23 protein-coding genes are annotated in these 24653 nt (G+C 61.1%); 8 read left to right on the forward strand and 15 right to left on the reverse strand.

Annotated features, from left to right (window positions below):
- The first annotated feature begins 27 nt into the window (after positions 1-27).
- Positions 28-954, forward strand: coding sequence for a 1-aminocyclopropane-1-carboxylate deaminase/D-cysteine desulfhydrase (locus CAG47_RS16380; protein ID WP_085725897.1), 927 nt, complete (start codon positions 28-30; stop codon positions 952-954).
- 122 nt (positions 955-1076) lie between these two features.
- Here the strand turns inward: CAG47_RS16380 and CAG47_RS16385 are convergent, their stop codons facing one another.
- The 3 genes from CAG47_RS16385 to CAG47_RS16395 form a co-directional block, all read right to left on the reverse strand.
- Positions 1077-1637: a cytochrome b gene (locus tag CAG47_RS16385; RefSeq protein ID WP_085725898.1), complete on the reverse strand. Its 561-nt coding sequence runs from the start codon at positions 1635-1637 to the stop codon at positions 1077-1079.
- Positions 1638-1883: 246 nt separating this feature from the next.
- A complete protein-coding gene (phnX, locus tag CAG47_RS16390; RefSeq protein ID WP_085725899.1) occupies positions 1884-2711 on the reverse strand; it encodes a phosphonoacetaldehyde hydrolase in 828 nt (275 codons plus the stop codon).
- Positions 2712-2867: 156 nt separating this feature from the next.
- The gene (locus tag CAG47_RS16395) at positions 2868-3977 is read right to left on the reverse strand and encodes a 2-aminoethylphosphonate--pyruvate transaminase (RefSeq protein ID WP_085725900.1); all 1110 of its coding nucleotides are present in this window, start codon (positions 3975-3977) and stop codon (positions 2868-2870) included.
- Positions 3978-4086: 109 nt separating this feature from the next.
- On the opposite strand from CAG47_RS16395, the gene CAG47_RS16400 reads away from it, so the two are divergent.
- Complete coding sequence (locus CAG47_RS16400) at positions 4087-4950, forward strand: LysR substrate-binding domain-containing protein (protein ID WP_085725901.1); 864 nt, start codon at positions 4087-4089, stop codon at positions 4948-4950.
- Between the two features lie 210 nt (positions 4951-5160).
- On the opposite strand, the gene CAG47_RS16405 is transcribed toward CAG47_RS16400, so the two are convergent.
- Complete coding sequence (locus tag CAG47_RS16405; protein ID WP_085725902.1) at positions 5161-6033, reverse strand: LysR family transcriptional regulator; 873 nt, start codon at positions 6031-6033, stop codon at positions 5161-5163.
- A 267-nt stretch (positions 6034-6300) separates the two neighbouring features.
- Here CAG47_RS16405 and CAG47_RS16410 point away from each other — a divergent pair, with 267 nt between their 5' ends.
- On the forward strand, positions 6301-7626 hold the full coding sequence (locus CAG47_RS16410) for an MFS transporter (RefSeq protein ID WP_085725903.1): 1326 nt from the start codon (positions 6301-6303) through the stop codon (positions 7624-7626).
- A gap of 68 nt (positions 7627-7694) precedes the next feature.
- Here the strand turns inward: CAG47_RS16410 and CAG47_RS16415 are convergent, their stop codons facing one another.
- A complete protein-coding gene (locus tag CAG47_RS16415) occupies positions 7695-9122 on the reverse strand; it encodes a type VI secretion system Vgr family protein (RefSeq protein WP_085725904.1) in 1428 nt (475 codons plus the stop codon).
- A gap of 225 nt (positions 9123-9347) precedes the next feature.
- On the opposite strand from CAG47_RS16415, the gene CAG47_RS16420 reads away from it, so the two are divergent.
- Positions 9348-10052, forward strand: a complete 705-nt coding sequence (locus CAG47_RS16420; RefSeq protein WP_085725905.1) for a YebC/PmpR family DNA-binding transcriptional regulator — start codon at positions 9348-9350, stop codon at positions 10050-10052.
- Between the two features lie 126 nt (positions 10053-10178).
- Here the strand turns inward: CAG47_RS16420 and CAG47_RS16425 are convergent, their stop codons facing one another.
- The 4 genes from CAG47_RS16425 to CAG47_RS16440 all read right to left on the reverse strand — a co-directional run bounded on the left by CAG47_RS16425 (position 10179) and on the right by CAG47_RS16440 (position 14192).
- Positions 10179-11498, reverse strand: a complete 1320-nt coding sequence (locus tag CAG47_RS16425) for a leucine-rich repeat-containing protein kinase family protein (protein WP_085725906.1) — start codon at positions 11496-11498, stop codon at positions 10179-10181.
- Between the two features lie 81 nt (positions 11499-11579).
- Positions 11580-12704: a cell division protein ZapE gene (gene zapE / locus CAG47_RS16430; RefSeq protein ID WP_085725907.1), complete on the reverse strand. Its 1125-nt coding sequence runs from the start codon at positions 12702-12704 to the stop codon at positions 11580-11582.
- Between the two features lie 232 nt (positions 12705-12936).
- Complete coding sequence (locus tag CAG47_RS16435) at positions 12937-13689, reverse strand: anti-sigma factor (protein WP_085725908.1); 753 nt, start codon at positions 13687-13689, stop codon at positions 12937-12939.
- Complete coding sequence (locus tag CAG47_RS16440) at positions 13686-14192, reverse strand: sigma-70 family RNA polymerase sigma factor (RefSeq protein ID WP_085726010.1); 507 nt, start codon at positions 14190-14192, stop codon at positions 13686-13688. The genes CAG47_RS16435 and CAG47_RS16440 overlap by 4 nt, the downstream gene beginning before the upstream one ends.
- Positions 14193-14350: 158 nt before the next feature.
- Here CAG47_RS16440 and CAG47_RS16445 point away from each other — a divergent pair, with 158 nt between their 5' ends.
- Entirely contained in the window at positions 14351-15436 is a 1086-nt protein-coding gene (locus CAG47_RS16445; protein WP_085725909.1) for a catalase family peroxidase, read from the forward strand.
- The gene (locus CAG47_RS16450; protein ID WP_085725910.1) at positions 15433-15978 is read left to right on the forward strand and encodes a cytochrome b; all 546 of its coding nucleotides are present in this window, start codon (positions 15433-15435) and stop codon (positions 15976-15978) included. Before CAG47_RS16445 ends, CAG47_RS16450 begins: the two co-directional genes overlap by 4 nt.
- A 59-nt stretch (positions 15979-16037) precedes the next feature.
- Here the strand turns inward: CAG47_RS16450 and CAG47_RS16455 are convergent, their stop codons facing one another.
- On the reverse strand, positions 16038-17189 hold the full coding sequence (locus tag CAG47_RS16455; protein WP_085725911.1) for a M14-type cytosolic carboxypeptidase: 1152 nt from the start codon (positions 17187-17189) through the stop codon (positions 16038-16040).
- A 98-nt stretch (positions 17190-17287) separates the two neighbouring features.
- Here CAG47_RS16455 and CAG47_RS28750 point away from each other — a divergent pair, with 98 nt between their 5' ends.
- Positions 17288-17527 carry a hypothetical protein gene (locus CAG47_RS28750; RefSeq protein ID WP_177409008.1) on the forward strand — a complete coding sequence of 80 codons (240 nt, stop codon included), beginning with the start codon at positions 17288-17290 and terminating at the stop codon, positions 17525-17527.
- A gap of 147 nt (positions 17528-17674) precedes the next feature.
- Here CAG47_RS28750 and CAG47_RS16460 read toward each other — a convergent pair whose 3' ends face one another.
- The gene (locus CAG47_RS16460) at positions 17675-18016 is read right to left on the reverse strand and encodes a DUF6124 family protein (RefSeq protein ID WP_085725912.1); all 342 of its coding nucleotides are present in this window, start codon (positions 18014-18016) and stop codon (positions 17675-17677) included.
- Between the two features lie 129 nt (positions 18017-18145).
- On the opposite strand from CAG47_RS16460, the gene CAG47_RS16465 reads away from it, so the two are divergent.
- Positions 18146-18793, forward strand: a complete 648-nt coding sequence (locus CAG47_RS16465; protein WP_085725913.1) for a LexA family transcriptional regulator — start codon at positions 18146-18148, stop codon at positions 18791-18793.
- A gap of 39 nt (positions 18794-18832) precedes the next feature.
- On the opposite strand, the gene CAG47_RS16470 is transcribed toward CAG47_RS16465, so the two are convergent.
- From CAG47_RS16470 to CAG47_RS16485, 4 genes are all read right to left on the reverse strand, one after another.
- Positions 18833-20788 carry an acetyl/propionyl/methylcrotonyl-CoA carboxylase subunit alpha gene (locus CAG47_RS16470; RefSeq protein ID WP_085725914.1) on the reverse strand — a complete coding sequence of 652 codons (1956 nt, stop codon included), beginning with the start codon at positions 20786-20788 and terminating at the stop codon, positions 18833-18835.
- The gene (locus CAG47_RS16475) at positions 20788-21600 is read right to left on the reverse strand and encodes a gamma-carboxygeranoyl-CoA hydratase (RefSeq protein ID WP_085725915.1); all 813 of its coding nucleotides are present in this window, start codon (positions 21598-21600) and stop codon (positions 20788-20790) included. Before CAG47_RS16475 ends, CAG47_RS16470 begins: the two co-directional genes overlap by 1 nt.
- Before the next feature lie 140 nt (positions 21601-21740).
- A complete protein-coding gene (locus CAG47_RS16480) occupies positions 21741-23345 on the reverse strand; it encodes a carboxyl transferase domain-containing protein (RefSeq protein WP_085725916.1) in 1605 nt (534 codons plus the stop codon).
- 97 nt (positions 23346-23442) lie between these two features.
- Positions 23443-24606, reverse strand: a complete 1164-nt coding sequence (locus tag CAG47_RS16485) for an isovaleryl-CoA dehydrogenase (protein ID WP_085725917.1) — start codon at positions 24604-24606, stop codon at positions 23443-23445.
- Positions 24607-24653: the final 47 nt, after the last annotated feature.

A 24653-nucleotide genomic window follows, 5' to 3' on the forward strand; every position in this document is an offset into this window, starting at 1 on the left:
CCGGCTCTTCATACAGAGCCGGCATTGATGCTCCTCCCGCCTAAAACCTGGCTGCCCCAGGCTTCGCTCGAACATCTTCACCTCGACTGGCTCTCCACCGCCGGCATCGAAGTCGCGATCCTGCGCCTGGACCAGATCGACCCGCTGATCAGTGGCAACAAATGGTTCAAGCTCATCGAACACCTGAAGAGCGCCGACCGCGTTGGTGCCGAAGGCATCATCAGCCTGGGTGGAGCGCACTCCAATCACCTCCACGCGTTGGCGGCGGCGGGCAAGCGTTTAGGTTTTTCCACTGTCGGCCTGTTGCGCGGGCACCCTCAGCAAACCCCGACGGTCAACGACTTGCAGGCGTACGGCATGCAGTTGCACTGGCTGGGTTACGCAGGCTATCGAACGCGGCATGAAGCGGATTTCTGGCAACCCTGGCAAACCCGATATCCGACGTTGTATCCGGTGCCTGAAGGGGGAGGTGGTTTGCTTGGCGCTCTGGGTTGCATGCAACTGCGGGCCAGCGTTTGCGCGCAACTGGAGGGCTTGGGCTGGAACGACTACGACGGCTGGTGGCTGGCCTGCGGAACCGGCACGACCCTGGCCGGCCTGGTATTGGCCGAGGCGGGGGAGCATCCGGTGTACGGTGCCCTGGCGGTGCCCGGCGATCATGGGGTAGCGCAGCAGGTCGAGAGAATCGTGCAGGAGGCGGCTGTGTTCGATGCGGCGTATGAGCTGCTCGAGGCTTGTCGCGGCGGCTTCGCCAAGGTCGATCCGCTGTTGCTCGATTTCATCGAACAGACCGAGCAGGCCAGCGGCATTTCCCTGGAGCCGCTGTACACCGGCAAGGCACTCATGGCCCTCAGGCAACAAGTCGAAGCGGGAAAGTTCGCCCGTGGCACACGGCTGATCTTCGTTCACACCGGCGGCTTGCAGGGGCGGCGGGGATTGAGTTCAGAAAACTGAGCGGTGCTGCGATCCAGTGTGGGAGCGGGCTTGCTCGCGAAGGCGGACTATCAGTCGATTTTGTATTGCCTGACACACTGCCTTCGCGAGCAAGCCCGCTCCCACATCGGAATTCATTGGCCTCAAGTGTCGCGGTTTACCCGCTTGGGCGTCATTCGCAGCAAGGTGTTATCGCCTACCACGTAATGGTGATACAGCGCGGCCGCGGCATGCAGGCCGATCAGCCAATAGCCGATAGTGCCGCCGAGCTCGTGCCAACCCTGGAGTTGTTTGCCCAGCTCCTTGTTTTCCGCTATTGGCATCGGCAGGTCGAAACCGTAGAACATCACCTGATTGCCTTTGGCGCTGGTGACCAGCCACCCGAGAATGGGTGTTGCGATCATGAAAATGTACAGCGCCCAGTGCATCAGCCTGGCCAGCGACGTTTGCCATCGCGGAGAGGCCGGATAGACCTCAGGCGCCGGGCCGAGACTGCGTGCGAACAAGCGCAGCCAGACCAGAACGAACACGGTCAGGCCGAGCATGAAGTGGGATTCGACGATCAGCGTGCGCCCGCCACTGCCCTTGGGAAACATCCCGCGAAACTCGATACAGGCGTAAACCAGTGCCAGCAGGACCAGCATCAACCAATGCAGCGCTATCGATACGGTGCTATAGCGCGAGGCAGAGTTCTTCCACGGCATTCGGTGTTCCTCAGAGATCCGGTTTAAAGCCACCGCTCTTGGTCGACGGTGTGCGTTAACTGTAATCCTGTTTCGCCGGGTTTGCTTGTGGTGATTGGTCGCGGATGCATTGAGCCCTGTAGGAGCGGGTGCCCGCTTGCGGCATGCTCGCGATGGAGGCTCAGGCACTGTGGGGCATCAGATTCCCCGCGTTATCGTTGGCGACCATCGCGAGCATGCTCGCTCCTACAGGGGGGCGTTGCGTTTTCAGCTCGATTGCGGCATTTCGCCGTTGGTCAGGCGCTTGTTGATGTCGGCGATCACTTCCGGCAGATCGGTGATGGTGTCGATCATGTAGTGCGGGCGCGAATCTTTGAACATTGCGTGGATGCGCTTGCGCTCGCTGTCCAGTTGTACGCTGTCCAGAGCACGATAACCCTCGTAGTCCAGGCCCAGGGCGTTGCCCGAGCAGATCAGCGCAACGGTCCACATGCCGGCGCGGCGACCTTCGAGAATGCCCGGTACGGTATCGTCGATCTTCACGCAGGCGGCGACATCGTCGATGCCCAACGCGATGACGTTGGCCAGTGCCTGGGCAGGCCATGGACGACCATTCGGCACTTCGTCAGTGGCGACCACGTGATCGGCCACGTAACCGTTGGTGGCGGCCAGTTCGACCACCTTGTCCATGACCTGTTTCGGGTAACCGGAGCAGGAGCCGATCTTGATGTCTTGCCGGCGCAAGTGGGCGATGGTCTCCAGTGCCCCCGGAATCAGCGCGGAGTGTTCGGCGATTTTTTCGATCTGCAGCGGCATGAAGCGCTGGTAGATGGCGGTCACGTCATCGTCGGTCGGCGTGCGGCCGAACACTTTGCGATAACGCTCGGCAACTTCCGGCAGATCGCACAGGGTGCGAATGTGGTCCCACTTGCCCATGCCCATCGGGCCACGGGCTTCTTCGATGGACACCTGTACGTCGAACTCGGCGAAGGCCTCGACGAAAATCTGCGTCGGGGCAAAGGAGCCGAAGTCGACCACGGTGCCAGCCCAGTCGAGGATGGCGGCTTGCAGTCTGGTTGGGTTGGAGTAGTTCATGGCGTTTGGGTTCCTGTGATATCGATCTGTTCGGAAATTCAGCTTTTCTGTAGGAGCGAGCCTGCTCGCGATAGCGGTCTTTCATTCGGCATGTGTGTCGACTGACTTGGCCTCATCGCGAGCAGGCTCGCTCCTACAGGGGGAATGGGGTGTGGTTTAGATTTCCAGCACTTCCATCTCGCGCAACACTTCGCCAATGGCCGCCACGGCCTCGCGCATTTCGGCCGGTCGCACGTGACCGATGCAGCCGACACGGAAGGTTTCGACCTGGGTCAGTTTGCCGGGGTAGAGGATGTAGCCCTTGGCCTTGACCCGCTCGTAGAACTCCTTGAACTGGTAGCGCGGATCTTTCGGGGCGTGAAAGGTGGCGATGATCGGCGCCTGAATGGCCGCTGGCAGGAAGCTGCGCAGCCCCAGCTTGCCCATCTCTTCCATCAATGCCTGGCAGTTGGCGGCGTAGCGTTCGTGCCGCGCCGGCAAGCCACCTTCTTCGTTGTATTGCAGCAGGGCCTCGTGCAACGCGGCGACCACATGGGTCGGCGGGGTGAAGCGCCACTGGCCGGTCTTGGTCATGTAGGCGTGCTGGTCCTGCAGGTCCATGGCCAGCGAGTGGGAATTACCGGCGGCGCTGGCCAGCGATTCTTTGCGGGCGAAGACAAAGCCCATGCCCGGCACACCTTCCAGGCATTTGCCCGATGCAGCGATCAGGGCGTCGAACGGCACTTGTTGTGCGTCCACTGGCAGGGCCCCGAAGGAGCTCATGGCGTCGATGATCAACCGCTTGCCGTGTTGCGCAACGACATGGGCAATCTCTGGCAGTGGATTGAGGATGCCGGTGCTGGTTTCACAATGGATCAGGGCGACGTGGGTGATGCCGGTGTCGGCGCGCAGCAGGCGGTCGACGTCGGCGGCGGTGGTCGGCTCGTCTTCGGCGGTTTCGAAAGTGCTGAAGGAGCGGCCGAGCACTTCGCAGATTTTCGCCAGTCGCTTGCCATAGGCACCGTTGATCAGCACCAGAACCTTGCCAGCGCGAGGTACCAGCGTGCCGATCGCGGCCTCGACCGCGAAGGTGCCGCTGCCCTGCAGGGGTACGCAGTGGTGGGTGGCGGCGCCGTTGATGATCGTCAGCAGTTGCTCGCAGAGGCTGGCGGTCAGTTGATTGAAACGGTCATCCCATGACCCCCAGTCGACCATCATCGCCTGGCGGGTGCGGGCCGAAGTGGTCAATGGGCCGGGGGTGAGCAGGATAGGCTCGGCAGTACTCATTCTCGTGTCCTCGCAATCGATGGGATGAAGCTACGGGGCTTAAATTGCAATTTGCCGTGTTATCAATCAAATTGTTTGTTGTTATGCCAACCATCAGTGAGAGTTATTCATGAACCTGTTTCAGCTGCGCGCCTTCGATGCCGTGGCCCGGGAGGGCAGTTTTACCCGGGCGGCGGCGCGGCTGTTCATCAGCCAGCCGGCGGTTACCGGGCACATCAAGGCCCTGGAGGAGCACTACCAGATCACCTTGCTGCGCCGCACCGCCCGACGGGTGGAGTTGACGGAGGAGGGCACCAAACTGGCGGCCATCACCCGGGCGATGTTCGGCCTGGCCGAGGAGGCGCAGGTGATGCTTGAGGCCAACCGGCAATTGCTGACCGGGCGTCTGGAGGTGGCGGCGGACGGTCCGCACATGGTCATGCCGATGCTTGCCAGGCTGCGTGCGCGCTATCCCGGGATCACGGTGAACCTGCGCCTGGGCAACGCCCAGGAAACCCTGGCGGCGCTATTGTCCGAACATGCCGATGTGGCGGTGCTGACCGAGGTCGAGCCACGCAAGGGCTTGCATCTGCAGGCGCTGAACGAGTCGCGGATATGCGCTCTGGTACCCGAAGGCCATCCTTGGGTGCGGGAGACCAAAGGCGTGCAGCTCAAGGCGCTGGATCAGGTGATCATGGTGCTGCGCGAACCGAGTTCGATTACCCGGCGCACCTTCGATGAGGCTTGCGCCCAGGCCAGGGTCAATCCACGGGTGTTGCTGGAACTGGACAGTCGCGAAGCGGTGACCGAAGCGGTGGCCGCCGAACTGGGAGTAGGGGTAGTGTCTTCGGTGGAGGTCAGCCACGACCCGCGGGTGGTGGCGGTGCCGATCATTGGCGAAGGGTTGGTGAACCGGCACATGATCGGGTGCGTGGAGCGGAGACGGGATTTACGCTTGATTCAGGCGTTTTTAGGGCTGGCACCTGTCAGGTAGACCGGGTCGCCTGCATCGCCTGTTTTGTGCACGACGCAAATTTACTGTAGGAGCGGGTGCCCGCTTGCGGCACGCTCGCGATGGTGGCACAGGCACCGCGGGGCGTCAGGCAGCCAGTGTCATCGTTAACGATCATCGCGAGCAGGCTCGCTCCTACAGGGCACAGATCCACCGTAGGAGCGAGCCTGCTCGCGAAGGCGTCAGACCTGCTTAAACAAGACTCTCGCGCACCATCTCCAGAAAAGTCGCCACCAGCCGCCGCGAACTCTGTTCGCGCAAGCACACCAGGGTTTCAGTCAGCCTGCGTTTGCAATCGGTAATCGGCAGTGCGCAAACCCGGGAGTCCGCACCAAACTCGGCTGCCGAGACCACACCCACACCAATCCCCACCACCACGGCCTCACGCGCTGCCTCGCGACCTTCAACCTGAATCGCCGGGCGGATGCGAAACCCGGCACCGGTCATTTCCTCTTCCAGGGTCTGCCTTGTCACCGAACCGATTTCCCGCAACACCAGTGGCGTGTCGTCGAGGTCCGCGAGGGTGATGGATTCGCGGTCGGCCCACGGGTGATTGCGCGACACGAATGCGACCATCGGGTCGTTGCGCAGGGGCAGGGAGATCAGGCGTTCATCGCTGACGTCACGGCCCAGCAGCGCCAGGTCGGCCTGATAGTTGAACAGTCGAAACAGCGACTCGTCGGTGTTGCCGGTTTCGATCTTCACACTGATGCCAGGATAGCGTTCACAGAAGCGGGCAATCTGCGGCAGCACGTGCACCGGCGCATCCACCGCCAGAATCAGGCTGCCGGTCTGCAAGGCCTGGGAGTCCTGTAGCAGCTCCTGGGCTTCTGCCTCAATCACAAATAGCCGCTGGGTGACGCTCAGCAGACGTTCGCCCAGATCGGTCAGGCGCACCGAGCGTTTGTTGCGGTGAAACAGCAGAACGCCATAGCGCTCTTCGAGTTTGCGCACCTGGTCGGAAATCGCCGGTTGCGTCAGAAAAAGTCGCTCGGAGGCTTTGGTAAAACTTCCATGCACAGCGACAGCGTGGAAGGCTTTGAGCTGGGCGTGGGAAACCGACATGGGGATCTCCAGTAACAATCTGGGCTTATTTTGGAAATACGATAAATCGATTTCACTTATCGATCAGTAATTGTTTTCATCCACCTCAGCCTCGGTGACTGATCAGTCGAACAGCAGCGGGTGCCATGAGCCTGTGCGTGCAACGACAGGTCTCATCTGACCGGAATCACCTCAGGGACAATGTGATTTCACAGTGCTCAACAATAAAAACACAGGCGTTTTCTTCCAATTCTGCCGGCACACTCACACCCTGAGGTCAGAACCGCAATGAACAGGCACATCGGCACCCTCAAGCGTTGGCGCGTGCAGATCTTCGCGATCACCTGGCTCGCCTACGCCGCGTTCTACTCCACCCGCAAAGCGTTCTCGGTCGCCAAACTCGGCATTGGCGAAGACCCGACCTTCATGCTCGACAAAATGGCCATGGCCAACCTCGACGCCATCTACCTGACGGCCTACGCCGTCGGCCAATTCACCTGGGGCATCGTCGCCGACCGCTTCGGCCCGCGCGTTGTCGTGCTGGGCGGGTTGCTGATTTCCGCTGGCGCGGCGCTGGTGATGGGCAGCTTTGCAACGTTACCGATTTTCGCTGCCTGCATGCTGATACAAGGCCTGGCGCAGTCCACCGGTTGGTCGGGACTGTGCAAGAACCTCGGCAGTTTCTTTCCCTCAGGGCAGCGCGGGCGGGTATTGGGCCTGTGGAGTTCCTGCTACGCCTTCGGTGGTCTGGTAGCGTCGCCGTTTGCCGGTTGGTGGGCGTACACGCTCATCGGCAGCTGGCATGCGGCGTTCTTTTCCAGTGCGGCGGTGGTTGGGCTGGTCGCCGTGCTGTTTTTTATTTTCCAACGCAACAAACCGGAGGACGTCGGTTTGCCGGCGGTGGAGCCGGAACCTGGGCCGACCGGCGAACACGCTGACGCACAAAGCAAAATCGGCATGTGGCAGCCGTTGAAGGACATTCTGCGCAACCGCACCGTGCTGGTGTTGGGACTGGCGTACTTCATGCTCAAGCCGGCGCGCTACGCGATTCTGCTGTGGGGACCGGTGATCGTCTTCGAACAGATGCCTTCGGTGGGCAAGGTCGGTGCGGCGATCATACCGACCGCGTTTGAACTGGCCGGATTGCTCGGGCCGATCCTGATTGGCCTGGCCTCGGACAAACTGTTCGGCGCCCGGCGCATGCCGGCTTGTGTGATCAGCCTGGTGGCGCTAACGGTATCCCTGGCGTTTTTCATGGGCGCCCTGCATACCGGTAGCGTGCTGCTGGTGGTAGCGCTGCTGTTTGTCATGGGCCTGACCCTCTATGGACCGGACTCGATGATCAGCGGCGCAGCGGCCATCGACTTCGGCACCGCCAGGGCCGGCGCCACGGCTGCCGGTTTCGTCAACGGCTGCGGCTCGGTCGGAGCGATTCTCGGCGGCCTGCTACCGGGTTATTTCGACACCGTCTCCGTGTTCATTGTCTTCGCCGGTTGTGCCATGTTTTCGGCGCTGGTGCTGATCCCGCATTGGAACAGCCGTCCCGGTGGCCTGAAAACCCGCTACCCCTTCGTGCCGAATCGGGCGCTGAACATCAAACCCCTGCGCAGCTGAATCCTGTCCCGCGTTGCCTGCAGCGGCTGCAACCCTGGGCAACGCCACCCGCTGACTACGGCTGAGCGTCAGGGCGCAAGTTCCGAGCGGGTGAGCAGCCAGTCGAACAGCAGGCGGGTATTGCCCTGGGGCTCTCGCGGGTGAGGGCGATGGGGTTTTGGCCGGGGGGCCAGAGTCGTACAAAGCACCGGACGATCCGGGTCACTGTCGAGGAAAATCACCAGTACCTCACTGCCGGCCACGGGCAAGCGGGACGGGTCTATCCAGTCCTCGGCGGTGGTCAGCGCCAGCGGTAGCCACAGGCTGTCGGATCCCTCTGCGGCCGAAGGTGTGGCGGGCCAGAGGTTCACCTGAACCCTGCCATCCTCGTCCACCTTCGCCGGTTGCCCTGCCGGTCCGCACACTCGGCCGGGCTGATACCCGGGGATACTCGGCCTGGGTTGTTTCAGCGCTGGCCTGAACACCGTCGACCAAGGGATGGCGCTGAATTCATTGTGGTAACCGGGGGGCATGTCAGGTGTGTCATCGAGCAGAATGGATGGGTGATGGCCCTGATGGCGAATTTCGGTAACCAGCCATTGATCATTGAAATTCGCCAGCGGATGTTCAGCCACCTGCACGATCCGCCCGCATCGTAGGGCGCCGTGATTGCTTTGACCGTGGATTTGCAGGTGCCGACAACGCAGGCGTTCCAATTGTCGCCGGCCGAGTTGGTCGCGATGCTGCTGTTCCCGAGCGGGAGCCTGTCTCGCCATGGTGAACGAGTGATTGGCTGCGCCGTCGTCGTCGCCGATGCCCGCTGCACCAGGATTCCTCGCGCCTGGGCGCACGGTGGGGAGCGAAGGGTCATGGCGCTGGAACAGCTCGCTGATGACTGGCTCCTGGTGTTCGCCGAGGGCGCCGCTGCTCGTCGACATGAGCAGTGGTTCCTGGGGAAAACTCAGGCTGTCATCGGCCAGCACCAGCACGTGGCCGTCACGTTGGTGCTCGAAGTGGTAGTGGATGCCTTCTTCCTCGCACAGCCGTTGCAGCAACGCCAGGTCGGTTTCATCGTACTGAATGCAAAAAGGTCGCAGGGGGTAGTGCCCGGTTGTCAATTCAATGCGATAGCTGCTGACGGGCAATCGATGTTCCTCGAACAATTGGCGCAGGATCATGGGCACGCTGGCACGCTGGAGCACTCGTCGGCGTCGTTGCTGTTCCAGCGCCTGGAGACGGGGCACCAGCCCCAGTTTGTAAGCCACCCTGTGCGCGCTTCGATGTTCACAGCCGGCGCTGTCCAGCACGCCATGAATGCCCTGGTCATGGCCAATTTCGAGGAACGCCGGTTGGTGCAGCAGTCGTTCGAGATTGAGGGCCGGCGCCAGCCCGATGACCTCTATGTCGAATCGATAGGGCTGGTTGAGTGCTTCATGACCGCTGAACCGGACCACCTGGAAACTCAGGTCGTCATCGAGAAGCGTCAGGGTAGCGGGACTTTCCTTATCGTTGTGCATCGAACACGTTTCTGCCGTGGAATAGGGTGCAAAGCGTACGAAACCCCAGTGCATTGCGGGCATGCTAAAGCGACATTTCCGAATCGCCCTACAACCGCTGGTGAAGATGTCGATGCAAGTCGGGAATTTTTGGTCGATTGCCAACTTTAGGCCGTATAAACTTGCGCAATGCGTCGGCCAATAGATGTCTCGGCGCCACAGATGCCACAGACAAGAGAGTGAGAAATGGGCGCACAGTGGAAGGTTAAACACAAAGAAGCGGCAGCCAATGCCAAGGGCAAGATCTTCGGCAAACTGGTGAAGGAAATCACCATCGCTGCGCGCAACGGCGCTGATGTTGCCACCAACGCGCATTTGCGCCTGGTGGTCGAGCAGGCCAAGAAAGCTTCGATGCCCAAGGAAACACTGGATCGCGCCATCAAGAAGGGTGCGGGTCTGCTGGGCGAGACCGTGCAATACCATCGCGTGACCTATGAAGGCTTCGCACCGCATCAGGTGCCGTTGATCGTTGAATGCGTGACGGACAACATCAACCGCACCGTCGCCGAGATCCGCGTGGCGTTCCGCAAGGGCCAACTGGGCGCTTCCGGTTCCGTGGCCTGGGACTTCAACCATGTCGGCATGATCGAAGCGTCGCCGGACACCCCGGACGCCGATCCGGAAATGGCCGCCATCGAAGCCGGTGCACAGGATTTCGAGCCGGGTGAAGAGGGCGCAACCCTGTTCCTGACCGATCCGACCGACCTCGACGCCGTACAGAAGGCCCTGCCCGAACAAGGCTTCACCGTGCTGTCGGCCAAGCTGGGCTACCAGCCGAAGAACCCGGTCAGCGGTCTGAGTGACGAACAGATGGCGGAAGTCGAAGCGTTCCTCGAAGGCCTCGATAACCACGATGACGTGCAGGAAATGTTTGTCGGCTTGGCGGGTTGATCGTACTGGCTTTGAGCTGACTTGTGGCGAGGGGGGCTTGCCCCCGTTCGGTTGCGAAGCAGCCGTCGCTTTTCGGACGGCTTCGCCGTCCAACGGGGGCAAGCCCCCTCGCCACAGGTTCTGTATTTAGCTCTTGAGGTCAGCCAACTCCTGAACGATCTCGCCAAACCCAGGCCGCTCCAGCACCTGCGGCTGACAGCAACGCTGCTCCAGATCCTCCAGCACCCCACGCAGCTCATCGCTCAACCCTGAGTCGATTCGCGCCAGCAATTCCCCCAGCAACACCCCGAATGCTCGTACCTCGATCCGCTGCAAGGCACGGCTTTCCTGGCTGTCGGACAAGGCGTGGAACGACGCCGCGCCAAAGTCCCCCAGCAAGCAATCACCCTGTTCATTCCACAGAATATTGTGTCCATAGAGGTCGCCGTGGGTGATGCCATGGCCGTGCAGATGCTCGGCCACCGAGGCGATGCCCGCGGCAATGCGTAGCGCCACCGCTGCATTGAAGCGCAAGTCGTCGGGGTAAATGTCGCGGCTGCATGACGCCAGGCTGGGCAGCGCGGCGAGGTTGCGGTAGCTCGGTGCTATCAGTTGCATCACCAGCCCGGCCGTTTGTTGCGGGTGATCGACAATCCGCCCTTCGACGCGGATCAGGTTCGGGTGCAGCCCGGCGGTGATGCAGGCGTTCATCTCGTGCAGTGGCGAACCGTCGCTGGTCATTTCGCCCTTGTAGAGCTTCACCGCAACGGTCATGGCTGGCTTATCGACCGCTTGCCAGACGGCCTGATGTATCACCCCGGACGCACCTTCGCCGAGTTTTTTCTCCAGGCGCAGTGCTGACCAGTCAATGCGCGGTGTGGCGTCCAGGGCCGTGGCATCGGCTTCGGATTCCAGCGGGTTACCGGCGTACGCCAACCAGGTCAGGCTCGGCAGTTCAAGCAGCCATTGTGGCAGATCGGTCAATTGGTTGGCGGCGATGCGGATCAGCTCCAGCCGATGGCACTGGCGCAACGACTCCGGCAGCGTTTGCAAGCGGTTGCCGGCGAGCATGAGCTTTTGCAGGAACGGGCGCTCTCCCAGTTCGTCCGGCAAGACTTCGATGTTGTTGTCGGTCAGGATCAGCCAGCGCAGCAGCGGTGGTAGCGCCGCGGCGGGCACGTGGGCGATGCGGTTGGCCTTGAAGCCGATCATCGTCAGTGCGGCGCATTGGCCCAGGCAGGCCGGCAACTCGGTGAAGCGGTTATCGGAACAGAACAGTACACGCAAACGAGTCAGGCGATGCAAGTCCTCGGGCAGGGCGCTCAAGGCATTGCCGCTGAGGTTGAGCACTTCCAGCGAGTCCGCCAGATCGAAAATCTCTCGGGGGAAATCGGTAAGGCCGTCGACCAGGTCCAGCCGTGTGATGCCTGACAACTCGCCGGCACGCAATTGAGCAAGGGTATGCATGAACAGATCCGCTATTGATCAAGGAACAGGCGCGTGGCCCCGCAAATGCGCGACATGATAGCGGGAAAAATGTGGCGACTGTCAGGCCGGTTCGCTGACTTCGACCAGTTGCCCCAATCGACTGCGGGTGCGTGCCAGATCGATGGCATTGCCGTCCAGGCTTTCGCGCAGAGCGTGCTGGCCGAGCAGCGTCAGGTGTTTGTCCTGGTCGTACAGCACGTCGATGAGGTTGATGAAGCGCTGTTGGGCGGCGATCGAGCACTCGCCAAGCCGCGGCAGGTCATCGATGATCCAGCGATCAAAGCGGCGGCACAGCTCCAGATAGTCCATCACGGCCGTGGGTTGGTCGCACAGGTCGGCGAAGGTAAAACCAATGCGGCGCTCTTCGCACAGGCGCGCCCGGAAATGCCGGGTGCCGACGGGCAATGAAACGGCTGGGGCATCGCGCCCCGGTAGGTTCAAAGACTGACGCTGCGCCACACTGGCCGGCCATACGTAATGGCCCTGGGTGAACAACTGTTGCGCGTGGCTGCGGATCTGGCTTCGATAGTCGTGCGGCCCGCCGACTTCCATGACCTGCATGCGCGAATTGATCAAATCGATCACCGGTTTGAAGCGGGCGTGGTACAGCGGGTTGGGCAGCAGGCCTTCGGGCGGGTAATTGGAGGTCACCAATACCAGGATGCCGCGCTGGAACAACGCCTTGAACAGCCGGGTGATGAGCATCGCATCGCCGATGTCGTGCACATGGAACTCATCGAAACACAGCACCCGGCAATCGCTGAGCAATTCATCGAGGGTGACCGCCAGGGCATCGGCCTCTTCGCGGTGATTGAACATGCCCTGATGCAGTTGGGCGAAAAACTCATGGAAGTGCAGGCGGTGTTTTTCCGCGAGGGGAATGGCCCGGAAAAACCCGTCGAGCAGCCAGCTTTTGCCGCGCCCTACGGCACCATGCAAATAAAGGCCGGGCAGCGGATTCGGCGGATTACCCATGAGCTTGCAGGCTTGCCGTGCCATGCAGTCGATCACGCGCTGTTGGCTGTGACTCAGGGTATAACCCCGGGATTGGGCCTGGTGGCGAAAGTAATCGTGGATGACTTGGCCTGCCATGCAGCTCACAGCAGCCGGTGCCTTGCCGAGAAGACGACGCAACGTTTGCCAGCGCGATTGGATTCGCGAACGGTTGGGCGGTCGAACGGCCACTGAAATATCACCTCTGGTACGGGCAGGCTCCCCAACCCGCGGCGCGATAGTGTAACCAGAGCAGGTATTTTGCTTCCAGCGGTGTCGGCATATTCCGGGTCACCGTCACCGGGTTCCAAAGGAACATCGCAAATCCTGTGGGAGCGAGCTTGTTCCGGGCGGCGATCCGACGATGACGGCCTGACAGTCACTGAGATGTTGCCTGACAGGCCGCAATCGCGAGCAAGGGGGATCAAAACTTTACGGTTTTGCCGAGCATCCGCGCCGCCGGCGTATCCGTCGGGCTGACCATCGCGTAGTTGTAACCGCCACCCGACCAGTATTCGGCCTGCAACCCGCCATCGCTACGGCTGCCACGGGGTAGCAGGAAGTTTTTCGGCCCTGGCGGGCGCACGTAGAAACTGACTTTCTGCCCACCCTGATTCTGGTAAACCACCATCGCCGCAGGACCTTGCTCGGTGCTCAGCAGACGCCCGCTGACCGGTTTGAAGCCGGCATCCGAAAGGTCGGGCAGGCGATTGGCCTGAGTGAAATAACGGTCGAGCCAGCCTTGCATATCACCGTCCTCACCGACTTTGAAATCGGCCGGCAGGATGCCTTGCTGGGCAATCAGGCGATAGGCCTGCAGTGCGTCGGTCATCGGAAGCTGGGGAGGTGCGAGTGTCATCTCCCGCGCTTGCCAACCGCTGAAGCCGCCGACGCTGACGGCAATCAGCAACACCGCGGCACTGGCCAGGTGTCGACGGGACTGGTGTTTGAGGCGCTGGCGTATCACGGCCGGATCAAGGTCCGGGTTGGCTGGCTGCTGCAAGGCGCCACCGAGGGCGGCGCGCAGTTGCTGGGCGTCCAATTGCCAGGCACGCACTTGTGCGGAAATTTCGGGATTGTTGGCCAGAAAAGTCTCGACCAGCCGTCGGTCGGCGTCGCTCAATTGGTGGTCGACGTAGGCGTGCAGGTCACGCTCGCTGGGGGGCATGCTGATCATTTGAGTCTCCGCAGGGAAGGGCGGTTGATTTCGCCATCGCTGAGTTGGCGCAGGGCCTGGCGAGCCCGGGACAGGCGGGACATTACGGTGCCGGTGGGAACCTCGAGAATCTCGGCGACCTCTTTGTAGCTCAAGCCTTCGACAGACACCCAGAGCAGCAGCGCGCGTTGTTCGGTGGGCAAACGGTCGAAGGCGTTGAGGGTCGATTGGGCGATGACCGTGCGCTCCACCGAGGGCTGGGCATCGTCACGGCCGGTGAAAAAGTCGAGCATGCGCGCATAGCGCCGGGAACTGCGGTGCGCATCGAGAAACTGTCGATACAGAATCGAGAACAGCCAGGCGCGCAAGTCGCCCTCGGCGCGTTTGCTGCCCCAATTCGACAGCGCGCGCTCCAGGCAGGCTTGTACCAGGTCGTCAGCGCTGCTGGTGTTGCGCGTCAACGACACGGCAAAGCGCCGCAATCGAGGAATGATTTCTCTCAGTTGTTCGTCGATATCGTTCATCAGATTCTGACTGTTCACTACGCTTTGGACTAGGAAGACGCCCGGCACTCGAGGTTATTCCACGTCAGAAAAAATAAAAACTGCGTGTGGGAATAAACCTGCGTGCGGTTCGTCTGCTTGATTCTTCTCACTTGTGGCCGATGGCCCTGGAGTCTTTCATGGTAGATCGATCATCACCGCCAACCCGGCCGCCCCTGAGCGCAGCCAGCCTGACGTTGCGTCTGGCTGGCATTGCCGTGGTCGTTGGCGCAGTGGCCGGGGCGTTTGCCTACGTCAACGGCACTCTCGACCCACAGCGCCTGACCCCGAAGAAACTGATCAATGTGCTGGAAACCAACAATGGCGTGCACCCGGGGTTCCGTCGCAATCACTCCAAAGGTGTGTGCGTGATCGGGCATTTCGAGAGCAGCGGCGAGGCGCGCAGCTATTCCATCGCTCAGGTGTTCAACGACGCGCGGACGCCGGTGGTTGGCCGTTTTGCCCTGGCGGCCGGCAATCCTTACGCGCTGGACGGTGCCGTGCCGATTCGTAGCATGGCGTTGCGCTTCACCCAGGCTAACGGACAGCAATGGCGCACCGGGATGAACAGCATGCCGGTGTTCCCGGTGGGCACGCCCGAGGCGTTCTATCAATTGCAAAAAGCCCAGTCGCCAGACCCGGCCACCGGCAAACCGGACCCCAAGGCCGTGCCGGCGTTCTTTGGTTCACATCCCGAATCCGCACCCTTCCTGGCCTGGATCAAAACCGCCAAGCCGTCGGCCAGTTACGTGACTGAAAACTACAACAGCGTCAATGCGTTCTACCTGGTCAACGCGACAGGCCAACGCCAGGCCGTGCGCTGGAACATGGTGCCATTGGCCCAGGACGCACCGGGGGCCACGACACCGCAAGGCAGTGATTTTCTGGAGAAAGATCTGGTTCAGCGAATCGCTGCAGGCCCCTTGCGTTGGCAGTTGAACATCACCCTGGCCGACCCCGGTGATCCGGTCAACGACGCCAGCAAGGCCTGGCCCGAAGGGCGCAAGGTGTTGAACGCTGGCACGCTGGTGCTTGAAAAGACTCAGCCGCAGCTCAACGGCGAATGCCGTGACATCAATTACGATCCGCTGGTGTTGCCTGCTGGAATCGAAGGTTCCGACGACCCGTTGCTCGCCGCTCGTTCAGCCGGTTACGCCAATTCCTACCTGCGTCGCACCAGCGAAGTCAGTCAGTTGCCCGCCGCCAAACAGGAGGCACAGCAATGAGCACCCAACCGAACCACTTCGCCCCACTGGCGCGCCTGCTGCACTGGCTGATGGCGTTGATGATCATTGCCATGCTGTTTATCGGGGCTGGCATGGTTGCCTCTGTGTCCGAGCGTCATGAATGGCTGATTCACCTGCATAAACCCCTGGGTATCGCGATTTTGTTGCTGGTGATCGTGCGTCTGGTGGTGCGCTTTTCCACCACGCAGCCACCGCTGCCAGCGGACGTGCCCGGTTGGCAGGCTCTGGCAGCCAAGGCCTCGCATGTGTTGCTGTACGCCTTGATGCTGGTCTTGCCGCTCTTGGGCTGGGCAATGATTTCGGCGTCGGGCGAACCGGTAATGCTCGGCACTTCGCTGCAGCTGCCGTCGATTGTGCCGGCGAACGCGCAGGTCTTTGCGTTTTTGCGCAAGGCTCATGGGTATCTGGCGTATCTGTTGTTTCTGACCGTATTGCTGCACTTTGCGGCAGCGTTGTTTCACGGTTGGGTGCGGCGTGATGGGGTGCTCGATAGCATGTTGCGGGGTAAGGATCGAGGGTGAAGACTGTCATTGGTGAGAGAGCAAGCTCCCTCACCACTGACAGGCAGTTGGTGAGCGAATCAACGCAAGGTATCGACCATATCGGCAAGCGTGGTCAACACATCCTTGCCCAACTGTTTGGAGCGCTTGCCCGACCATCCGGTTTCCGCGTTCGGGTGGTCGTCGTGATCCTTGAATGGCATTTCCAGGGTCAGTGACAGGCAGTCGTACTTCTGCCCGACGCTGTTGCAGGCCAGTGTCATGTTGGCCTTGCCCGGTTCGTCGCGGGTGTAGCCGTGCTTGGTCTGAAAGTCCTTGGTGGTGTGCTTCAGATGAGTACGGAAGTGCTCCTCGAGCTTGGCAATTCGCGGTGTGTAACCAGGGTTGCCCTCGCACCCGGCGGTGAATACGTGGGGGATTTCCTCGTCACCATGGGCGTCGAGGAACATATCGACGCCGTACTTTTCCATCTGCTGCTGAACGAACAGGACTTCCGGGCTGATTTCCTGGCTGGCGCTCTGCCAGGCGCGATTGAGGTCTTGGCCCATGGCGTTGGTGCGCAGGTGGCCGTGGAAGGCACCGTCCGGGTTCATGTTCGGCACCAGGTACAGGTCGGCGCTGGCCAGCAATTTGTTCAACACCGGGTCGTCGTGTTTTTCCAGACGCTCGATCACGCCTTCCATGAACCACTCGGCCATGTGCTCGCCCGGATGTTGCTGGGCAATCATCCACACCTTGCGCCGGCCTTCGGCCCCGGTGCCTTTGCGCAACAACTGGATGTCGCGGCCTTCGACGCTCTTGCCGGTGGCCAGCAGTTCGGTGCCGGCCTTGTTCAGTGCCTGCTCGATCAGCCAGTCGTGGCGGCCGCGGCTGTAGGGTTCGAAGTAGGCGAACCAGGCGTGGGTCTGCTCGGCCTCGAGACTGAAGCGCAGGCAGTCGCCTTCGAAAATGGTCGGAACGCGGAACCAGTTGACGTGATCGTAGGACGCCACCGCCTGATAACCGGTCCATGCTTTGTTATAGGAAGATTGGCTGGCATTGTTCAGGCGAAACCAGTGTTCCTGGCCGACATGCAGGCCGCTGGCCTTGAAGTGGAACCACTGGAAATGGTTGCTTTTGGTATCCGGGCGGATGGCCAGAAGCGGTTTGAGCGGATCGCTGATGTCGATGACTTGGATGTTGCCGCTGTCGAAATTGGCACTGATATCGAAAGAGGATTTGGTCACGGTCATAATCGGTTCCTGAACATGATTTTTATGGCCGCTACTTTACACGCAGGGAAGGGTGAAACCGAGGGAAATTGCGGGGTGCAGAGGTGGGGGCGTCTTCCTTGACGCCGTCGCAGCTTAGAGGCTGTGCGATTGATTCTCAAGTGCTATTTGTCGCTGGTTTGAACCAATGGTGCCGGGCTTTTCTTGCCATTCGATATTCTTTTGATATCATCCGCGCCATCGAATTTGCGACACCTGAAGACTTCATTAGCCTGAAGCCAAAAGCCAGAAAAACTGGCAAAAAAAAGACCCGGCAAAAAGCCGGGTCAAAAACCGTGATTAGCCTGATGAGGAGATAGTCCAGGAGACCGACCTAAGGTCGCCTGGTCCATCGACTGATCTCGCGATCAGTTGGTGCAATAATAATCATTCTCGTTTGCAAGTCAAACGTTTTCACCTGTGCGATAGGAAAATTCTTTCCTGTCCTCTTGATTCACCTTCTCTCCTTAACGGTTTTCATACTTTTCCAGCGATCGATCGACCATCGCCTTCGCCATGTCGATCATGTGCACCGTCGAAAACGCCAGGTCTCGGTCTGCGCCGTGCAGGTGATTGGCTGACTCGTGCGCGGTGGCAGCAGCACAGCGCAACAGGTCCAGGGCATGGACCAGCGCCTCTTCGCCGCTGATATTTCGGTTCACATCAAAAAAACGCGACTCGGCCACCTCTTCCGAAACAGCAGGTTTCAAGTAGTAGTCCAGCGCGCGTTGTGCCGCCGCAGAGTCCAGGGAAGAGGTGAGGGTAGTATCGATTTGCGGGTCCGGCAGGTCATTGGCGGGTGTGTTCATGGCGATGGCAAGCTCCGTGTTGGATTCAGATCCTTGAATTGATATTAATACGTTATGTATTTATGACGATAGTTTAAATACTACAATTTGTGTTTTGATGGTAGGAGTCGCCCACGTATCGTGCCGCACATGGATAAATGGATTGAATTGGTCAAGGCCAAGATGAGTGAACTCAAAATCACTCAAGAGATACTCGCCGAGCGCCTCGGGATGTCCCAGGGCGGCATTGGCCATTGGCTCAACAAACGTCGTGAACCCGGCGTCGAAGACATGAACCGTGTGTTGCGGGCGCTGGGTCTCGAGTTTCTCGAAGTGGCGCTGGTGATCCGGGAACCGCAGGCGTCAACGGACGATGAAATGCCCCTGGCACAGAAGTACAACCCGTACTTTCGCTACCCGATCAGTGACTGGCGCCAACCTGCCGAGCTGCGCGACGGTGAGGTCGCGATGTACGCAGAAGCGCTCTATGAGGTATCCGATTACCACGCCCGGGGGCAGGCATTCTGGTTGAGAGTGACGGGCGATGCGATGACCGCACCCAGCGGCATCAGCATTGCGCAAGGCATGCTGATCCTGGTGGACCCTGAGGTGGAGGCGGTGCCCGGCAAACTGGTCATTGCCCAGTGGCCGGACAGCGCCGAAGCGACTTTTCGCAAGTTGATCGAAGAGGGCGGGCAGCGTTACCTGGTCCCGCTCAATCCGACGTATCCGAAAGCCTTGTACACCGACGAATGTCGAATCATCGGCGTAGTGGTTCAGGCAACAGCCAGGTTCTGATCGGATCGGTCCACGCAGTGCGCAGGACCGATCTTCATTTCACGCTTCTTCCAGTTCGACCAGCGCACTGCCTTCGCTGACCATCTCGCCTTCCTGGCAGTACAGCGCCTTGATCACGCCGGCATGGGGTGCGCGAATGCTGTGCTCCATCTTCATCGCTTCCAGTACCACCAGTTGCGTCCCGGCTTCGACCGATTGCCCGGCCTCCACCAAGACGCGGACGATACTGCCGTTCATCGGTGCGGTGAGCCCGCCCTGATGGCTGTGGCTGGCCTCGACGGCGCTGATCGGGTCGTAAGACTCGATGCGATGCAATTCGCCATTCCACTGCAGGTACAGATATTCGCCACGGCGTATGGCCCGGTGCTGACGGCGCACGCCTTCGTGCTCGGTCAGCAGTTGCTCGCCCCTGAGGCGTGCGCTGTGGGCATCGATGTCGCCCAGCGTCAGCGCACGGTCCTGACCTTCACAGCTCAGGTGAAGGGTAATTTCTCTCGGCAAGCCGGCACGCAGCCCGTTGGGTGCGGCCCACGGCGAACTCGGGTCATCGGTGCGGGTTGCATGGGGCTGGCTCTGGGCAAAGGCCTGGGCGGCGGCTTGCCAGAAATCCTCGCTGAGTTCCGCTGGCGCTGGCAGCAACTGTTCCTGATAGCGTGGAATGAAGCCGGTATCGAGTTCGGCGGCGGCGAACGCCGGATGACCGATAATGCGCCGCAGGAAATTGATGTTGGTCTTCAGCCCGCTGATGGCGAACTCGTCCAGCATGCTCAGCAGGCGCAAGCGTGCCTGTTCACGATCTTCGCCCCAGGCAATCAGCTTGCCGAGCATCGGGTCGTAGAAGGGCGAAATCTCATCGCCTTCTTCAACGCCGCTGTCCACTCGACGCCCCGGTCCCTGGGCGGATTCGCGATACAGCTCCAGGCGACCGGTCGCCGGCAGGAAATCATTGCCCGGGTCTTCGGCATACAACCGCACTTCGATCGCGTGCCCTGCCAGCGGTACCTGATCCTGGGTCATTGGCAATGCTTCGCCGCGTGCCACGCGAATCTGCCAGGCCACCAGGTCGAGTCCGGTGATGGCTTCGGTGACTGGGTGCTCCACTTGCAGGCGGGTGTTCATCTCCATGAAGAAGAACTCGCCCCGCGCATCCAGCAAAAACTCCACGGTGCCGGCACCGACATAGCCGATGGCTTGTGCCGAACGCACGGCGGCTTCACCCATGGCGCGTCGCAGTTCCGGGCTCAGGCCTGGCGCCGGGGCTTCTTCGACGACTTTCTGGTGTCGCCGCTGAATCGAGCAGTCACGCTCATTGAGGTACAGGCAGTTGCCGTGTTGGTCGGCGAACACCTGGATTTCCACGTGACGTGGCTTGAGCAGGTATTTCTCCACCAGCATCCGCGAGTCGCCGAACGACGACTGCGCCTCACGCTGTGCCGAGGCCAGGGCTTCGGCCAGTTGGCTGACGTCTTCGACCACCTTCATGCCTTTGCCGCCACCACCGGCGGTGGCCTTGAGCAGCACCGGATAGCCGATGCGTTCGCAGGCGGCGCGGAAGGTTTCCAGGTCCTGGGCTTCGCCGTGATAACCCGGTACCAACGGCACGCCGGCGGTTTCCATCAAGGCTTTGGCGGCGGACTTGCTGCCCATGGCGTCGATGGCCGAGGCGGGCGGGCCAAGGAAAATCAGGCCAGCGGCTTCGATGGCGCGGGCGAACCCGGCGTTCTCCGACAGGAAGCCATAGCCGGGATGAATCGCCTGGGCGCCGCTGGCCTTGGCGGCGGCGATCAGTTTGTCGATCTGCAGGTAGCTGTCGGCGGCTTTGCTGCCGCCCAGGTCAACGCGAACATCGGCTTCGCGGCTGTGCCGGGCGTCACGGTCGGTGGCGCTGTGCACGGCCACGGTAGTCAGGCCCAGCGCCTTGGCGGTACGCATGACCCGGCAAGCGATTTCGCCACGGTTGGCCACCAGCAGGGTGGTGAGGACAGGTGCGCTCATCAACGGGGCTCCTTGGTGGTTTGTGCGTGCCAGCTTGGCGGGCGTTTTTGCAGGAATGCGCGCAAGCCTTCCTGGCCTTCCGGGCTGACGCGGATGCGGGCGATGGCGTTTTCGGTGTAGCGACGCAGTGCCGGGGTCAGCGATCCATCGCCGACTTCGCGCAGCAGATCCTTGCTGGCGCGCATCGCGGCTGGACTGTTGAGCAACAGGTTGTCGATCCACTGCTCGACTTTCTGTTCCAGTTCCGCCAGCGGATAGCTCTCCGACAACAAACCGATTTCCCGTGCCCGTTGGCCGCCGAAGCGCTCGGCGGTCAAGGCATAACGCCGGGTGGCGCGCTCGCCAATGGCTTGCACCACGAACGGGCTGATCACCGCCGGTGCCAGGCCGATGCGGACTTCCGAAAGGCAGAATTGCGCGTCATCGGCACCAATGGCCATGTCGCAGCAACTGATCAGGCCCAGCGCACCGCCAAAGGCTGCACCTTGCACCACGGCCAGGGTCGGGACTTTCAGCTTGGCCAGGTTGTACATCAACTCCGCCAGTTCCCGGGCGTCATCGAGGTTGGTGGCGTAATCGAGTTCGGCCGATTGCTGCATCCATGCCAGATCGGCACCGGCGCTGAAATGTTTGCCGCGACCACGCACGATCAGAAACCGCAGGCTGGCATCGCTCGCGACTTTGTCGAGGGCAAGGATCAGCTCGCGGATCATTTCGGCATTGAAGGCGTTGTTCTTTTCTTCACGGCTGAGCCAGAGAGTCGCAAAACCCCTTGGATCGCTCAGCAGTTCGAGGGTGTTGAAGTCGCTCATGAGTTCCACTCTTTTTACTGTAGGAGCGAGCATGCTCGCGATGGTCGTTAACGATTACGCTGTAAACCTGAGGCCCCGAGGTGTTCTTGAGTCCATCGCGAGCGTGCCGCAAGCGGGCACCCGCTCCTACAGGGGCAGGATCACATCCGGAACACGCCGAAGCGGCTCGGTTCGATTGGCGCGTTCAGCGACGCGGACAAGGCCAGGGCCAGTACATCGCGGGTCTGGGCCGGGTCGATGACACCGTCGTCCCACAGGCGCGCGCTGGAATAGTAGGGGTGACCCTGTTCTTCGTACTGGTCGAGGATCGGTTGCTTGATTTCGGCTTCCTGTTCGGCGCTGAAACCATGGCCACTGCGCTCGGCCTGTTCGCGCTTGACCTGCACCAGCACACCGGCCGCCTGTTCGGCACCCATCACGCCGATGCGCGCGTTCGGCCACATCCACAAAAAGCGCGGATCGTAGGCGCGGCCACACATGCCGTAGTTACCGGCACCGAAACTGCCACCGATGATCACGGTGAACTTCGGCACCTTGGCGCAAGCTACAGCGGTCACCAGTTTTGCGCCGTGCTTGGCGATGCCGCCGGCTTCGTACTTCTGGCCAACCATGAAGCCGGTGATGTTTTGCAGGAACAACAGCGGGATGCCGCGCTGGCACGCCAGCTCGATAAAGTGCGCGCCTTTCTGTGCCGCTTCGGCGAAGAGGATGCCGTTGTTGGCGAGGATTGCGATCGGGTAACCGTGCAGGTAGGCGAAACCGCAGACCAGTGTGGTCCCGAACAACGCCTTGAACTCGTCGAACACCGAACCGTCCACCAGGCGCGCAATCACTTCGCGCACGTCGAACGGCTGCTTGGCGTCGGCCGGCACCACGCCGTACAACTCTTCGCTGCTGTAGAGCGGGGCGATCGGCGTGCGTTGCCGGACCTCACCCTGCTTGTGCCAGTTGAGGTTGGCGACGCTACGCCGCGCCAGCGCCAGTGCGTGCTCATCGCTTTCGGCATAATGGTCGGCCACCCCGGAAATCTTGCAGTGCACATCGGCCCCGCCAAGGTCTTCGGCACTGACCACTTCACCGGTCGCGGCTTTCACCAGCGGCGGGCCGGCGAGAAAGATGGTCGCTTGTTCGCGGACCATGATCGCTTCGTCGGCCATCGCCGGTACATACGCGCCGCCAGCGGTGCAGGAACCCATGACCACGGCAATCTGCGGGATGCCCATGGCGCTCATGTTGGCCTGGTTGAAGAAGATCCGCCCGAAGTGCTCACGGTCCGGAAACACTTCATCCTGACGTGGCAGGTTGGCACCGCCAGAGTCCACCAGATAGATGCACGGCAGGCGGTTCTGCTGGGCGATGGTCTGGGCGCGCAGGTGTTTTTTCACGGTCAGTGGGTAATACGAGCCACCTTTGACCGTGGCGTCGTTGGCGACGATCATGCATTCGACGCCTTCGACCCGGCCGATCCCGGCAATCACGCCTGCGGCGGGGACGTCTTCACCGTACACCTCGTAAGCCGCCAGTTGGCTGATCTCCAGAAACGGCGAACCCGGATCGAGCAAGCGGTTGATACGCTCGCGAGGCAGCAGCTTGCCCCGCGAAGTGTGGCGTTCCTGGGCCTTCGGGCCGCCACCCTGCGCCACTTGGGCGAGCAGGGTATGCAGGGCGTCGACCTGTTTGAGCATCGCCGCGCTGTTGGCGGCGAACTCCGCTGAGCGGGGGTTGAGCTGGGTGTGCAGAATCATGGCTTACTCCGTAAGCAGCTTTAAGCGGCAAGCTTCAAGCTGCAAGGGGATCGCTTCTGCTTGTCGCTTGAAGCTTGCCGCTTGCAGCTGACGAAATTCATTTCGTCTCGTTAAACAGTTCGCGACCAATCAGCATGCGACGGATCTCACTGGTGCCGGCACCGATTTCGTACAGCTTGGCGTCACGCAGCAGACGACCGGCAGGGAATTCGTTGATGTAGCCGTTGCCACCCAGAATCTGGATGGCGTCGAGGGCCATTTGCGTGGCGCGTTCGGCGCTGTAGAGGATCACGCCAGCGGCGTCCTTGCGCGTGGTTTCGCCACGCTCGCAGGCCTGGGCCACTGCATACAGGTAGGCACGGCTGGCATTGAGCTGGGTGTACATGTCGGCGACCTTGCCCTGGATCAGCTGGAATTCGCCGATGCTCTGGCCGAACTGCTTGCGGTCGTGGATATACGGCACGATCAGGTCCATGCACGCCTGCATGATCCCGGTCGGGCCACCGGAGAGCACGACGCGCTCGTAGTCGAGGCCGCTCATCAGCACTTTCACGCCGCCATTGAGTACGCCGAGGATGTTTTCTTCCGGCACTTCGACGTCATCGAAAAACAGCTCGCAGGTGTTCGAGCCGCGCATGCCGAGCTTGTCGAACTTGTTGCTGCGGCTGAAGCCTTTCCAGTCGCGCTCGACGATGAAGGCGGTGATGCCGTGGGGACCCTTTTCCAGATCGGTCTTGGCGTAGATCACGTAGGTGTTGGCGTCCGGACCGTTGGTGATCCAGGTCTTGCTGCCGTTGAGCACGTACTTGTCGCCGCGTTTGTCGGCGCGCAGTTTCATCGAGACCACGTCGGAACCGGCGTTCGGTTCGCTCATGGCCAGGGCGCCGATGTGCTCGCCGCTGATCAGTTTCGGCAGGTATCTGGATTTTTGCTCGTGGTTGCCGTTGCGGTTTATCTGGTTGACGCACAGGTTGGAGTGCGCACCGTAGGACAGGGCCACCGAGGCCGAGCCACGGCTGATTTCTTCCATTGCGACGACGTGAGCCAGGTAACCCAGGCCAGCGCCGCCGTACTCTTCCGGTACGGTGATGCCCAGCAGGCCCATGTCGCCGAATTTGCGCCACAGGTCGGCGGGGAACAGGTTGTCGGTGTCGATCTGTGCGGCGCGCGGGGCGATCTCCCTGGCGACGAAGGACTGAACCTGATCGCGCAGCATGTCGATGGTTTCACCGAGGGCAAAATTCAGGGATGGGTAGCTCATGGGTCACCTTTTGGCTTTTTTGTCGGTTGGCGAGACTGTCGATGGGT

The sequence above is a fragment of the Pseudomonas sp. R37(2017) genome (assembly GCF_002113375.1).
In the GTDB taxonomy this organism is placed as follows: domain Bacteria; phylum Pseudomonadota; class Gammaproteobacteria; order Pseudomonadales; family Pseudomonadaceae; genus Aquipseudomonas.

Coding starts and splice junctions, on each gene's coding strand:
- CAG47_RS16380 (WP_085725897.1), top strand. CDS start 28: ATGCTCCTCCCGCCTAAAACCTGGCTGCCCCAGGCTTCGCTCGAACAT.
- CAG47_RS16385 (WP_085725898.1), bottom strand. CDS start 1,637: ATGCCGTGGAAGAACTCTGCCTCGCGCTATAGCACCGTATCGATAGCG.
- phnX (WP_085725899.1), bottom strand. CDS start 2,711: ATGAACTACTCCAACCCAACCAGACTGCAAGCCGCCATCCTCGACTGG.
- CAG47_RS16395 (WP_085725900.1), bottom strand. CDS start 3,977: ATGAGTACTGCCGAGCCTATCCTGCTCACCCCCGGCCCATTGACCACT.
- CAG47_RS16400 (WP_085725901.1), top strand. CDS start 4,087: ATGAACCTGTTTCAGCTGCGCGCCTTCGATGCCGTGGCCCGGGAGGGC.
- CAG47_RS16405 (WP_085725902.1), bottom strand. CDS start 6,033: ATGTCGGTTTCCCACGCCCAGCTCAAAGCCTTCCACGCTGTCGCTGTG.
- CAG47_RS16410 (WP_085725903.1), top strand. CDS start 6,301: ATGAACAGGCACATCGGCACCCTCAAGCGTTGGCGCGTGCAGATCTTC.
- CAG47_RS16415 (WP_085725904.1), bottom strand. CDS start 9,122: ATGCACAACGATAAGGAAAGTCCCGCTACCCTGACGCTTCTCGATGAC.
- CAG47_RS16420 (WP_085725905.1), top strand. CDS start 9,348: ATGGGCGCACAGTGGAAGGTTAAACACAAAGAAGCGGCAGCCAATGCC.
- CAG47_RS16425 (WP_085725906.1), bottom strand. CDS start 11,498: ATGCATACCCTTGCTCAATTGCGTGCCGGCGAGTTGTCAGGCATCACA.
- CAG47_RS16435 (WP_085725908.1), bottom strand. CDS start 13,689: ATGATCAGCATGCCCCCCAGCGAGCGTGACCTGCACGCCTACGTCGAC.
- CAG47_RS16440 (WP_085726010.1), bottom strand. CDS start 14,192: ATGAACGATATCGACGAACAACTGAGAGAAATCATTCCTCGATTGCGG.
- CAG47_RS16445 (WP_085725909.1), top strand. CDS start 14,351: ATGGTAGATCGATCATCACCGCCAACCCGGCCGCCCCTGAGCGCAGCC.
- CAG47_RS16450 (WP_085725910.1), top strand. CDS start 15,433: ATGAGCACCCAACCGAACCACTTCGCCCCACTGGCGCGCCTGCTGCAC.
- CAG47_RS16455 (WP_085725911.1), bottom strand. CDS start 17,189: ATGACCGTGACCAAATCCTCTTTCGATATCAGTGCCAATTTCGACAGC.
- CAG47_RS16460 (WP_085725912.1), bottom strand. CDS start 18,016: ATGAACACACCCGCCAATGACCTGCCGGACCCGCAAATCGATACTACC.
- CAG47_RS16465 (WP_085725913.1), top strand. CDS start 18,146: ATGGATAAATGGATTGAATTGGTCAAGGCCAAGATGAGTGAACTCAAA.
- CAG47_RS16470 (WP_085725914.1), bottom strand. CDS start 20,788: ATGAGCGCACCTGTCCTCACCACCCTGCTGGTGGCCAACCGTGGCGAA.
- CAG47_RS16475 (WP_085725915.1), bottom strand. CDS start 21,600: ATGAGCGACTTCAACACCCTCGAACTGCTGAGCGATCCAAGGGGTTTT.
- CAG47_RS16480 (WP_085725916.1), bottom strand. CDS start 23,345: ATGATTCTGCACACCCAGCTCAACCCCCGCTCAGCGGAGTTCGCCGCC.
- CAG47_RS16485 (WP_085725917.1), bottom strand. CDS start 24,606: ATGAGCTACCCATCCCTGAATTTTGCCCTCGGTGAAACCATCGACATG.